General features: G+C 57.3%; 6 protein-coding genes. 3 read left to right on the plus strand and 3 right to left on the minus strand.

What is annotated here, in order from left to right:
• Positions 1-70 precede the first annotated feature (70 nt).
• From K227x_RS26465 to K227x_RS26475, 3 genes are all read left to right on the plus strand, one after another.
• Positions 71-1,486 carry a DUF1501 domain-containing protein gene (locus K227x_RS26465; RefSeq protein ID WP_145175092.1) on the plus strand — a complete coding sequence of 472 codons (1,416 nt, stop codon included), beginning with the start codon at positions 71-73 and terminating at the stop codon, positions 1,484-1,486.
• A 40-nt stretch (positions 1,487-1,526) separates the two neighbouring features.
• Positions 1,527-6,149 carry a DUF1549 domain-containing protein gene (locus K227x_RS26470; RefSeq protein ID WP_218933556.1) on the plus strand — a complete coding sequence of 1,541 codons (4,623 nt, stop codon included), beginning with the start codon at positions 1,527-1,529 and terminating at the stop codon, positions 6,147-6,149.
• 187 nt (positions 6,150-6,336) lie between these two features.
• Positions 6,337-7,734, plus strand: a complete 1,398-nt coding sequence (locus K227x_RS26475; protein WP_218933557.1) for a WD40 domain-containing protein — start codon at positions 6,337-6,339, stop codon at positions 7,732-7,734.
• An 18-nt stretch (positions 7,735-7,752) separates the two neighbouring features.
• Here K227x_RS26475 and K227x_RS26480 read toward each other — a convergent pair whose 3' ends face one another.
• The 3 genes from K227x_RS26480 to K227x_RS26490 all read right to left on the minus strand — a co-directional run bounded on the left by K227x_RS26480 (position 7,753) and on the right by K227x_RS26490 (position 13,965).
• On the minus strand, positions 7,753-9,183 hold the full coding sequence (locus K227x_RS26480) for a DUF1501 domain-containing protein (protein WP_145175100.1): 1,431 nt from the start codon (positions 9,181-9,183) through the stop codon (positions 7,753-7,755).
• Between the two features lie 85 nt (positions 9,184-9,268).
• Positions 9,269-12,232, minus strand: a complete 2,964-nt coding sequence (locus K227x_RS26485) for a WD40 domain-containing protein (RefSeq protein ID WP_145175103.1) — start codon at positions 12,230-12,232, stop codon at positions 9,269-9,271.
• Positions 12,229-13,965, minus strand: a complete 1,737-nt coding sequence (locus tag K227x_RS26490) for a serine protease (protein ID WP_246146311.1) — start codon at positions 13,963-13,965, stop codon at positions 12,229-12,231. Before K227x_RS26490 ends, K227x_RS26485 begins: the two co-directional genes overlap by 4 nt.
• Between the last annotated feature and the right edge of the window lie 61 nt (positions 13,966-14,026).

Here is a 14,026-nt window from a genome sequence, read left to right on the forward strand (position 1 = left end):
CCGCCGATCTCTCCCGCCTCCCCGCCGATCTCTCCCGCCCCTCCCGCCAACCTCTCCCACCAAGCCAACCATGTCATTTCGTGCCCCCAGCAGACCATCGGGCTGCCGCGATTTCCGACGATCCAATCGCATCAGCCGCCGTCAGGTGCTGCAGGCGGGATCTCTGTCGGCGCTCGGTCTCGGTTTGGGGGACCTGGAATCGCGGCTAGCCCTTGCGCAACAAAGCGGTGACATCTTGCCGACTCGGCGTGCGAAGGCATGCATCTTTCTGTTCATGTGGGGCGGCCCATCTCAGCTGGATACGTTTGACCTGAAGCCCGATGCACCGTCGGAAGTTCGCGGCAGCTTTCGTCCCATATCGACCAAGGTGCCCGGAACTCAAATCTGCGAGCACTTTACCGGTTTGGCATCGATGACCGACAAGGTTGCGATCATTCGCTCGCTGACGCACGACGATCCTGCTCACCTATCCAGCGGTCATGCGACTTTGACGGGCCAACCGGCACCGGTGTTGAAGAGCGATGCGGATCCGCCGAGCGCCAAGGACTCGCCCCACTTGGGCGCGCTGGTATCGAAACTTCGGCCCACGACGAATGGTCTGCCGCCCTTCGTTGCCATGCCCTGGAAAGCCTATCATCCGGCCGCGCCCGGTGGCGAAGCCCCGGGGCAACACGGCGGTTGGCTGGGATCGGCGTACGACGGCATGCTGCTCCATGGCGATCTGAATGATCCGAATTGGCACCCGCAAGGCCTGTCCCTGCCGGCGGACATCGGCATCGGCCGCTTGGAATCACGACTGGAACTGCTGAAGACGATGGATGCCCAACGCGCGATGTTGCATCGTTCGTTAGGCGCATCATCCTACGGCAACCACCAATCTCGCGCGATGGAGATGATCGGGTCCAGCAGCGTGCGATCGGCGTTTGACTTGACTCGGGAAAGCGACGCGACTCGTAAACGCTATGGCCGAAACGTGCACGGCCAGTGCGTGTTGATGGCCCGACGACTGGTCGAACACGGTGTTCCGCTAGTGTCTGTGAATTGGCACAACGACGGAAAGAATTTCTGGGACACGCACGGCGACAATTTCAATCGCTTGAAGAACGACCTGATTCCGCCAGCCGACCAAGCGCTTTCGGCACTTTTGACGGACTTGGAAGATCGCGGATTGCTGGATGAAACCATCGTTGCCTGGGTAGGCGAATTTGGCCGCAAGCCGCAGATCACTGCTGCGAATGCCGGGCGTGAACACTGGCCATTCTGTTACAGCGGGCTCTTAGCGGGCGGCGGAATTCGCCCCGGGATGGTCTACGGATCCAGCGATCAACACGGTGCCTACCCTGCATCCGATCCTGTCACGCCACAGGATTTCGCTACCACCATCCTGCATGCGATGGGACTGCCCACACAAACCGCTTTGCTCGACCGACAACAGCGACCCCACCGAATCACTTCAGGGAGAGTTTTACATGATTTACTTGTATGACATTATCCGGAATGGCACCGGCACCCCTGAATCCAATCGAATGAATCTTATGCGAAATCGCACACTCACCATCTGCTTTGCCGGCCTCGGATGGCTGTGCTTGTCGCTTCCCGTCACCGCCCAGACGATCACTTCGGTGCAACCGCGAACCGCCGGGCCGGGACAGACGATCCCGCTGCGGATTCAAGGCACCGATCTGAATGAATCGCTGCGTTTGGTTTCCAGTGATCCATCGGTGGACTGGAAAATCGAGAAAGTTGAACCCACCGCAGCCACGGTTCAACTGACGCTTTCCGAAACGGTGCCGCTTGGTCCCACCCGTCTTTGGCTGACGACAGCAACAGGCAAGATTCATTCACACACATTGTTTGTCGATGATTTGGATGCGGTCACGGACAACGGCAACAATCATTCCAAGGAAACAGCACAGCCGATTGCCAATCGATCAACCATCGCCGGGGTTTGCGATGCATCGAAAAGCGATTTCTATCGCGTTCATGCCACCGCGGGGGAGCGGATTGCGATCGAAGTTCACACGCAAGCTCTGCGATCTACGATGGACCCGGTGCTGCGACTGTTCAATGCGGATGGCGAAACGCTGATCCAAGCGGACGATACTTCCGTCGGTCCAGATTGCCGGTTCAGCTACGAAGTGGCCGCCGAGGGTGACTACTGGATCGAAATTCACGACAGTCGCAACTCCGCCGGTGGCGCACCCTACCAATTACGGGTCGGCGACTTCCCGATCATTCATCAGTCTTTCCCACTGGTTGTACGCAGTGGCGAAAAATCCGAGGTCGGGTTCACGGGCCCCGATGGACAACGTTTGGGTTCGCGTCAAATCGAGTTCCCCGCCACAGATCGGGGGCCGATTCAGATGGGGGTCCAATTCGACGATGGGCAATCATCCAGCTGGGTACCAATCGATCGCAGTCCACACCCGCAATTCATGGAAGCCGAATCGACCGATGCCCTGACGCTACCGATCGGCATCAACGGTCGACTGGAACAACCCCGCGAAGTCGATCGCTATCTGGTACGCGGTACGAAAGGGCAAGTCGTCCGATTTGCGGCTAAAACGCGCAGTCTGGGCAGTCCCACGCTACTGCAGATGCAGCTATTCAGTGCCGCGGATTCGAAGATCGCTGAAACGAAAGTCACCGATGCGGATGAATGGAGCTTCGATGCGACTTTTCCCGAAGACGGCGACTATCGACTGGAAGTGACGGATCTGCTCAAACGCGGGGGAGAATCATTCGCGTACTTCGTTGATTGCACACCGGCCGGAACGTTTACCGTTGCGATGAAGCCCGATGCCAAGACGCGAGAGGAATTCATGCTGGAACCTGGGCACGGCGCGTGTGCACTGGACCTGCAGGTTTCGCGGTTTGGATTCGATGGCGAGATCGACCTGACGTTGACGAACCCCGAACTTGGGTTGCGAATTCTAAACCCTCGTATCCCCGCCAAAGCCACCACAGCAAAGATCTACATCACGGCAGATGACCACTGGAACGCCGCCAGCCTAGGTGTGCTGCGAATCATCGCGACCGCCGTCGGCAATCCCAACCAAAGCTGTCTGGTGAATAGCCACGCCCTACGACGCGTCAAAGAACCATTCGTGCTGGCACCCGCCACGCAGGCCGACGGCGCGATTGTTTTGGCCGCGACCGCGACAACGGATGCACCGTTCACGATGGAACCAACATCCCCCGTGCAGTTTGCCCGCCCCGTCCGTTCGCACTCCGCAGCGCTGAAGCCCAAGCGAATCAATGACAAGTTCAAATCAGCCGTCGACCTGCTGCCAAGTGCCTTGCCGTCTGGCTGGAACGCGACGACCAAGGTCGATAAAGAAGCGTACTCGGTCACCCTGACCCGAAACGACCAAGCCACCGACGAACCTGAACGGTTGCCGCTGCTGGTCTATGGTGAATTGGATGGACATGGCCGCGTCGAAACGTACAACCTGCCCATCCAGTGGATTGATCCGGTTCGCGTCACCGCCCAGTTCGCGGAACCTTTTGTCCGGGGTGGCCGCGTCCGTGCCGAAATCCGTCTGCGCCGTGAAGGTGGCGATCCGCAGCCCGTCACTCTCACGCTGACAAACTTGCCATGTGGCATCACCGGTCCCGAGTCGATCGCGATCGCGGCCGACCAGACGCAGGCGACATTCGAACTACAAATCGCCGGCGACGCGGACCTGGCTGCCGATCGTGAGCTAACGCTGAACGCAAACAGCAAATTCACAGGGCAGGACTTCACCGTCACATCGACGCATCCGCTGCCTGTGATCCTGGACAGTCCTGCAAACCTGACGGTCTACCCAAGTGAAATTGCGTTAGCGGATTCACGGGCCAGACAACAACTGGCGATCACCGGGACCAACCAGCAAGACATGCCACGGGATTGGTCTCGTCATGCACGCCTGACCTCGTCGGACCCCAAAATCGCGGAAGTAAGGGACGGAGTCGTGTATCCGATCGCCGATGGACAGACCGAGGTGATGGTCCAAGTCGGCAGCATTCAACAAGCGATCCCCGTGCGAGTTTCCAACATGGCGACGCCGCGTCAGATCGAATTCGAATCCGAGGTCTTGGTCGCGTTGTCCAAACAGGGCTGCAATTCGGGAGCATGCCATGGTTCGCCAAGCGGCAAGGGAGGCTTCCGGTTGTCGCTGCGAGCCTTCGATAAAAAGCTTGATCAATTGACTTTGATTCGCGAAGACTTCGGCCGCCGCACCAACGTCCTTGATCCCGATCAAAGCCTGCTGTTGCTGAAACCACTGATGAACCTCGCACATGGCGGCGGCAAACAGTTGCACCAAGACAACGCGGCCTATCCGATCTTGCGTGACTGGATTGCCGGTGGTGCCAAGGCCGATCCCGAAGGCATCGCACGCATCACCAAACTGGAAGTCTATCCCAGTCAGAAACAGATCTTGGCCATCAAAGATGGTGGCCAACAATTGGCCGTTACGGCGAAGTTTTCCGACGGACGCGAACGTGACGTGACTCATTTGGTCGCCTATGAAACATCCGACACATCGGTTGCGACCGTGGACGCCAACGGATTTGTGACGCCACATGATCGCGGTGAAGTTGCGATCTTGGTGCGGTTACTGGAATACATCGAATCCGTACCGCTGATGTTCGTCGACGACTTACCCAATTTCCAGTGGGAATCCCCCACGCCGAACAACTACGTTGACCAGTTGGTCAATGCGAAGCTGCAGCAACTGCAATACTTACCCGCAGACACATGCAGCGACGATGAATTCCTGCGTCGGGTCAGTTTGGACCTGATCGGAATCCTACCGACCATCGACGAAACGACCGCATTCCTAGCCGACACCGCCCCGAACAAACGCCAACGTCTCGTCGACACGCTGCTTCAGCGAGAAGAGTACGCCAAGTTTTGGGCGTTGAAGTGGGGCGACCTGCTGAAGATGACCAGCAAGTTGGTCGGCGACGAAGGGGTCTACAAATACCATCGATGGGTCGAACAGTCGCTGCACGAGAACATGCCGTATGACGAATTTGCACAGCAGTTGCTGACCGGAGCCGGCAGCACGTTGGCCAATCCGCCGGCGAACTTCTATCGCACATCGACCGACATGAACGAGTGCGTCGAAACGATCTCGCAAGTCTTCCTGGGTGCCCGACTGCAGTGTGCGAAGTGCCACAACCATCCGTTCGAACGTTGGACCCAGGACAACTACTACGGCCTTGGCGCCTTTTTCAATCGTGTCCAACGACGGAAGACCGATCGTCCAGGTGAGATGTTCGTCTATACCAGCTTTGCCGGCGACGTGACCCAACCGCGAACCGGTCAAGTGATGGATCCTTGGTTGCCGCAGGTGGGCAGCATCCAATCGCCGAACGACACCGACCGACGCACCGCGTTCGCGGAATGGTTGGTGAATCCCGACAACCCGTATTTTGCCAGGATCGAAGCCAATCGCATCTGGAGCCAACTATTTGCGCGAGGCATCGTCGACCCGATCGATGATTTCCGAGACTCGAACCCTCCATCCAACGCAACGCTGCTGGACGCGTTGGCGAAAGATTTTGTGGGAAGCGGTTATGACCGGAAACACCTGTTGCGAGTCATCCTGAACAGCCGCACCTACCAGGCAAGCTACCGAACGACGGAGTTCAATCAAGAAGATTCGAAGTACTTCTCGCATCAAGAACCGCGCTTATTGGGTGCCGAACAATTGCTGGATGCGATCAACCGCACCTTAGCAATCGACCAGACCTTCGGCAGCTTGCCTGCGGGAACGCTGGCTACGCACCTGCCGGCCCCGGACGTCGTGAAAGTCGACTTTTTGAAAGTGTTTGGGCAACCCGAGCGAAGTACCGTCTGTGCATGCGAACGAGCCGATGATTCCACACTGGGGATGGCCATCGAACTGTTCAACGGTCCCATGATTCATAAAAAGTTGCAACTCGCCAACAATCGATTCCGCAAATCATTAGCGGCAGGGAAGTCGGTCGAAGAAGTTGTGAAGGAAGTCTACTTGGCCGCCGTTTGTCGCCCACCATCCGAAATCGAATTGAAGTCTGCATTGGATCATTGCAAAAAGAATTCAGATCCAGTCGTCGGAGTCGAAGACGTGTGCTGGGCACTGTTCAACACCGACGAATTCCTATTCCAACACTAGCTTCAACCGTCGCGAAGCGACGACAAGAGCGCTACCAATGTCGAGCCACTACGGAATCCTGCTGCATGTCATTTTCCCGCCCAAATTTGAAAGCCTTAGCAACGAGCAGCGAAAATTACAGGGGAAGTTTCAATGGCAACGTGGGCACGGCGCATTTTCAGCAATTTTCCAAAAAGGAGATCGTTCATTGAAAGATTTATCATTCCTGGGACTTGCGTCCCGAGCTATCGGATGTCGTCGCTTCGCGACTGGTTCGCTGCTTGGGTTGGCGGTACTTTGCGCACCCGCATCAGGGGACGATGCAGCGACGGTCAGCTTTCGCAGCGACATCGCTCCGATCCTACTAGAGAGTTGCCTTGCTTGTCACGGACCGAAGAAGGCCGAGGGAGGCTATCGCGTCGATACTTACGACGAGTTGCTGAAAGCGGGCGATTCGGGTGAACTGCCGATTGCTGCTTCGCTCGATCATGTCAGCGAGTTGGTTCGCCGCATCATCAGCGATGACGAATCGGAACGAATGCCAGCTGAAAACGATGCTCTGCCCCCGGCGCAGGTTCAGTTGATCAAAACGTGGGTTGCCGCGGGCGGCAAGTTCGATGGCAAGGACTCTGGTCTGTCGCTGTCACTTGTCATGCCACCGGTTCGATACGCTGACCCACCAGAAGTCTACAGCCAAGCGGTTCCGATCACAGCAACAACGTTCTCGCCCGACGGCAAGCAGATCGTCACCAGCGGCTATCACGAGCTTGCGATCTGGAATACCGAGGACGCGACGCTGGTTCGACGGATCCAGAACATCGGTCAACGGGTGTTCGCCTTGGCGTTTTCATCGGACGGGCAAACACTGGCCGTCGGTTGCGGCCAACCCGGGCGAAGCGGCGAGGTGCGATTGGTGGATTTCAACTCGGGTGACGTCAAAGAAGTCATCGCACGAACAAACGATGTCGTCCTGGATCTGGCTTATCGGCCCGGAACGAATGATTTAGCCATCGCGTCGGCCGATAGTACGATCCGCATCATCAATACCGAAACGCTGAAAGAGATCCGTGCCTTTGCCAGTCATGCGGATTGGGTGACGGCCGTTGCCTGGAGCGATGACGGCACGCGTCTGGCTTCTGCCAGCCGGGACAAATCCGTCAAGGTGTACGACGGAACAACAGGCGACCTACTGTCAAGCTACTTGGGGCACGGAGCGGCTGTGCGAGGCGTTTCGATCCTCGCGGACAGCAAGCAGGTCGTTTCAGTCGGCGCGGACAACAAACTGCATCGCTGGAACATCGAAGGCGCCAAGAAGGTGGCAGAGGTCGGCACCGGTGGCGAAGGTTCCAAAATCGTCCGCAGCGGAACCAATCTTTGGGTACCCTGTTCCGACAAACGTCTGCTGCAAATTGACTTGACCAGCAACAAGATCTCGCAACAGTACAGCGGTCACAGCGATTGGGTGCTAACCGCATGCTTCCAGCCATCAACGACGACGGACGGCGAAGAAAGTCATTCGATCGCCAGCGGTTCCTTCGATGGGGAAGTCCGACTGTGGAACATTGCCGACGCCGCGGTCATTCGCCAGTGGGTCGCCAAACCCTAGCGGACTGCGGATGCCGATTTAGCTGAACAGCTCGCGGATTGGCCGGCCCTCATCCAGCAGATTGTAAGGACGCCCTTGATCGTCCTCGGCCCGCAGATCGTCAATGCCAGCGGCGTGGTAAACCGTCTTGGCAATGTCGGCGGGGGTCAGCGGATGATCCGACGGAAACTCCCCCAATCGATCGCTCTTTCCGTAGGTCTGGCCGCCTTGGATGCCACCGCCAGCCATCAGCACGCTTTGGCAATGTGTCCAGTGATCTCGACCAGCACCCGCGACCCCGCCAGATCGCGGATCGCCAATCTTGGGAGTCCGCCCCATTTCACTGTTCACGACCAACAAGGTTTGGTCCAACAGACCACGTTGGTCCAGGTCTTCGATCAGCGCAGAGAACGCTCGATCGAATTCCGGCAACAGATGATTCTTCAAACAATCAAAGTTGTTGCCGTGCGTGTCCCAGCCTCCCGCACTTTTGCACTGGCCCTTGATCGCTTCATTCTCTTTCCAAAACACGGTCACAAACGGCGTTTCAGCCTCGACAAGCCGGCGGGCCAGCAACAAGCTCATCGCATTGACGCCCGTCCCGTATCGCGTGCGAGTGGCTTCACTTTCGCTCTCGAGATCAAACACCTTGGTGGCGTTGGACGACAGCAATAGATCCAGCGTTCGCTGCTGGTGTTTCTTCCAAGTTTGCTCGACCGCCGAGTTTTCGAAATGACTACGAGCAACATCCAATTGTTTCAGCAATTGCTGTCGGGATCGCAAATGATCAGCCGTCACGTCCCCTGAAAGCACCAGCGACGGCACTTGAAATTTCAGTGGTTCGTCGACCGTGCCTTGGACGTACAGCGGATCAAACTCGACACCTAACCGAGCGGCAAATTGCCCAGGGCGCGTATACGGCAATTTGCTTGGCTTGTGGGGCAGTGTGATCGCACTGGGCAACCCCTGCTGGCTCGGTCGTCGGGCTCCAACAACCGATCCCATGAACGGCCAATCGTCGGCATAGGGACGCCGATCGTTGCCTTGCGTTTTGAAGGTGGTGTCCGGGACATGACCGGTCAAATTGTAGTAGTACCCGGCGTGATGATCATTCGTATTGACCGTTCCACAAACCGACCGAATCACCGCCAAATGATGCGTTTGCTTTGCAAGTAGCGGCATATGCTCGCAGCAATGAATCCCGGGTGCTGAAGTCGAGATCGGCTGAAAGGGTCCGCGATACTCCGCCGGTGCGTCGGGTTTCATGTCCCAGGTGTCGACGTGCGAAGCACCACCACACAGGAAGAACAGAATCACCGACTTGGCCCGTCCGCCACTGCCCGCCTTGGCCGCGTCTGGCGCCGCTGCGAACCCATTCGACAGGACCTTCGATGGCGTGCCAAAATGAAGCCCAGCGAACCCGCTTGCCGACGCAACCATGAACGCGCGACGATTTTTAGCATTGGTCATAGAGCGACTACCTACAAAAGCGAAACTCTTTTCATCTCATTCAACAGCAATTGCCGCACGCCCAACGGGACATACGACATCGCGACTACTCGTTGCTGGGCGAGTACTGCACCTGCTGTTTCCCCGACTTGTCGATCAGGGATGCGACACCGCCAGCGCCGCCGACGACAAACCGGCTGCCGTCCCGGTTGGAATCGATTGCGTACAGGTATCCGCCAACGACCTGGGCGTTGGTTTCTCTGGATCCGTTGTCCGTTCGATAGATCCGGAAGTGGCTATCACCACAGGCCACACCGATGCGATCATCACGCCCGACAAAAACCAGTCCAGTGACGTCCGTTTTGAATCCACTGATTGTTCGCGTGGCCTGCCCTGAATCGACACTCCAAATCTTGACCGACGCATCGGCTGATCCTGTTGCCAATTGTCGGCGATTGATATTCCAGGCGATGGAAGTGACGTGATGGGTGTGCCCTTCCAAGGTCTTGATCAGCTTTCCGGATTCAACATCCCACAGCTTGACCATCTGGTCGGCGGCTCCGGTAGCCAGCGTCTTTCCATCAGGTGAAAAGCGAACACATAGAACCGTGTCGGCATGCGGTTTCGAAATCTTTCGCACCAATGATCCATCGTTTGCGTTCCAGATCATCAATTCACCGCTTCGCGATGGCTCGCCGCCGCCGCTGGCCAGCAAGTTGCCCGATGGATCAACGTCAACACAAAGCACACGATCAGCAAACGGACTGGGGCCATTCGACGAACCAATCGTCTTGCGAAGTTGCATCAAGCGGGGCGAACTTGCCAACGCGTGTGTCTTTCCGCTGGCATCACGAACCAGGACACAACGATCGCCGCTGGCGACCAACTGCCCACCGGAGGGCATGTCCGGCAACTCTGCCAACCAGTCTCCGGCGCCCGACCAAAGACTCCATGGACCGTGCGTCTGGCCATCCGAGCTGGCCGCTTGTGTCAAAATCCGAGTTCCCGCTGCCATCACGGCGAACGTTTGGCCGGTGGCTCGCGATTGATCCAGCAAAGTTTTCGAAGCAGCCTCATCCGAATTTCGTTTTTCTTGTTCCGCTTTGGCTCCAGCCAGGGCTTCCTGCTGCCGCTGTCGCAGGGCGGTCAAATCTTTCAAACGCTTTTCGCCACGGCTCTTGATTCCTTCGGCCGACTGCAGCGCCGCGGCGGCATTGGAAAGTTCGCTGTCCTTGGTCGTCTTGGCTTGATCGGCTTTGGTAACCGCATCTGCTGCGGCTTTGACCGCAGCTTCCAACGTTTTTGCATCAGCAATGCCAGCCAATTGCTTCACGGCATCCGCGTGCTCTTGTTTCGCTTTCGCTAGCTGAGTTTCCAGATCCGAGACTTTCGCGGCCAGTTGTTTGACCGACTCGGCGATTTCGTCTCGTTTCTGATTTCCGGTTTGCTGTGCAGATTTCGCTTCGGCAAGTTTGGCAGCCGCCGCCTGGGCCGCCTTTTGGGCTTCGACAGCACCAGCCGTTTTCTCGTCTCGCAGTTTTGTTTTGGTTTCGATTTCTTTGGCCGACGTTTCTAAATTCTTCTCTTCCGCCGCCACGTCTTTCTCGACCTGTTTGACCTCTTTGTCGTGGGTGGCGACCAAAGTTTCCGATACCAGCGTCTGCCAGTTGTCGCTTGCCCATCGGGCTTCTGCGACCGGATCCAATTCGGCCACTTCAACCATGCTTTTATCAGCGATGCTGTATTGCCCCAAAGATCCCGAGGCAGTTGTGATCCACAATTTATCGCCGGTCGGTGTGAGCGAAGCGGACAGGGCGGGTGCGGGCAATTTCCCGGCATCGTCAAAGACGCTGCTGGTTTCATTCCAAATGGCAACCTTGCCTGAGACATCGATCGCGACCACAGGACCGGTCTGTGGCGTGGCGGCATAGATCCCCAGCACCGATTGATCAGAAACCTTGTGCGCCGTTTTCGTCCAAGCGGATCCATCACGTTTCCAGAAATCGACATTCCCAACGGCGTCCGCAGTCATCAACTGATCCGGGCCACGCCAGAGCATGGACGTGATCCGATCGGTCGCATCGGCGACTGCGGAATTCTCGCTATCGATGCGAACGATACGGATCGTGTTGCCCCACCCGATCGCGGCCTGATGACCATCCGCCCCCACAGCAACGTGAACCTGGGGTGGATCGTCGCTACCAAATTCGTCGGGAACGCCGAAGCTTTTCATCCATAGCCATCGATCCTTGCCGACTTCCGCCACACTCAATTTGCCTCGCCGCGACAGCACCGCAAGATGACTGCCGCTGGTATTCATCGCTGTCGCCAGAACATCGTCCGCATCGATCGCGGGAATCGAGGTAGATTCGAACGGCGACATTTCCCAAAACTTGACGTTTCGATATCCGGCCGAAACAAGATGGCGACCCGAGGGGTCCAGAAACAGATCCTGGACAAAATCGTCGTGAGCAGGTTTCCGTTGATCGTCGGCGCCCGTTCCCAACGTCTCGATGGACTGGCCAGACTTCGCACCGAACAACCGAATCTGGTTTCCGAAACCAACCGCCGACAACCTTCCGTCCGCTGTCATTGCCGAACCGTAGACGGTCTGCAGCATCGATGGCAGCGGTTGCCACGATCGCTTGATCGGATCACTGGCCCCCTGATCGACGACGGCACCGGATTGGATCCAACGGCGCAGCAGCGCCAGTTCGACCGGGTTCATTGCGGAAGCAGAAACATCGTTGTCCTGCGGCGGCATCACCGGATCGTCGGTGTGAGACGCCAGCAAGAACAGCAGACTGGCCTCTGGTTTCCCCGGGACCAAAACATCATCAACGTCCGATGACTTCATCTTGGCCACCGATTCAAGATTCACGCCGCCTTCTTCGTTGCTGGCGTTATGACAGGCCACACAATTCTTTTTCAGGACCGGCGCAACGTCCCGGCTGAAAATCACCTCGTGATCTTGCGGCAGTTCATCGATCGGCAGACCGTCTGCTTTCGCCAACGATTGAAAGCCGAAGGCCAGCATGACAACCAACGTCTTTGTTGTCGGACGGATCATGATTTTGCTTTTTCAGTCGGAACGGGCGGGACAGTGATCCAGAACTCGGTGACGGGAATGGATGGTCGCAATGGGAAGGTTGCGTCCACGGTACGTTTGGACGGTTTGTCTTCGGCATCCAAGACGGTTCCGACGATCCGAAACCTGCTGTGACCGATCGCGTTGTCGGTTCCCCCGTCCGCATCAGCTTCCGCGGCGACCAATTTCAATGTCACCGACTTGGACGTGCCACCCTTGGGTTCCGAAATCACCGCTTCGGATTCGATTCCCGCGGGAAGGTCCAACGCGATGACCTGTACTTTTTCATTGAAACCGGCGATGCGATTCACCGAGACCGCGATTTCGAGCGGCTTGTCTCGCGTCACCGCAAAATGGTCATCCGCGATTGAAAGGTGACATTGCGGATCCGCCGGATGAATGGACAGCTGATAAAAGTGCCGTGGACCAAAGCCGCTTAACATTTCCGAGATAGCAACATCGACCATCCCATCTTCAGCGACGGTAAAGTCGACTCCCGCGTCATAGCGGCCGGAGGAAACGTCATCGTTGCTGGCCAGAAGTTTCCCCGACTTTTGGTCGCTGATCGTCAGCTTTGAATCGAGTAGGAACCCGTCGGTCTTTGACCGCACTTCCGCACGGTACTTGGTGCCTTTGTTGGCGGCAAAGGCGTAGTGGTGCGTTTCGTCGGGTTCGCGAAGGTGCCCGAACAGCAGTGCCGGCAGCGTTCCATCAAAATCGCCACCGGGCAAAACACGATGGACACCATCGTCGGCCGGCGAAAGCCACGACCATCCCAGCGCCCCTGGAACGATCGCGATCGGCGGTCCGACCGCTTTCGTTTCGGTTGACTCCGACTGGACCAATGTGGCAGTGGCAGGATCGTCCAGGTTGTATCCAAACGCGACGATCTTTTCACCGTCGCTGGCCACATGATCCACAAACGGGCCAGTGGTCACGTCTAGCGAGTAAACGAAGGCAGCCGAACCTCCGTACCCAATCGTGCTGTTGGGTGTCTCGGGAAACGCAAAGATGCGAATCAAGCAGTCTTGATCGGCGTCCGCGGCGAAGACGATTTGCGGATCCAATCCTCGAACGTCATCGGACTGGGCCAGCACGTTTCCGCGAAGATCGGTCAATTGCAGAACCGAATCCATGGGAGACTTCAGCACCTGATTGGCCGTTGCCGAAACCACCAACGTTTGGCCGGACTTGATCGACACACGATAGGCATCGCTATCACCTCCCTTGGCCAGCCGCCCTGCGACGATGGTCGGAACCGCGATTACGTTCGCTTGCGATCGCTGATCGTTGGGTTCGGCCTCTATAAAAACCGTGTCTGCCGAAACGACAAGAGGGACCAATGCTGTTGCCGACTGATCATCGAAGAACCGAATCCAAGCAACGCTAGGCGTCGCGTCGCCGGCGACCTTGACCGTCATCTTCCCAGACTCTTTTTCCGTCGTGACGGAAACGTGCGGGGAGTCGCAATCAATGCGGGGTGGCCATTTCGGAAAGGTCCCCTCGGCGGTGACAGGCGTCTGTGCGCCCGCCGCAACCACCGGCGGAAACAGACGATCTAGCTTGATCTGCGAATGAGCCAGATGTGGTAAGCCACACCACAGAACCAGTCCCCAGGACAGACGATGGCCCAGGATTCGGAACACCGCACAGCGACACGTATCGATAGAACGATCCGCTGTATCGCGGTAGATGGCTTTCGATACGATGGTCACTAGTATTCCGTCGCTGCTTGGTTCAGAAGTGGGGGGGGATTAGACAAGTCCACGCGTCCCT

The organism is Rubripirellula lacrimiformis (genome assembly GCF_007741535.1).
GTDB lineage: Bacteria > Planctomycetota > Planctomycetia > Pirellulales > Pirellulaceae > Rubripirellula > Rubripirellula lacrimiformis.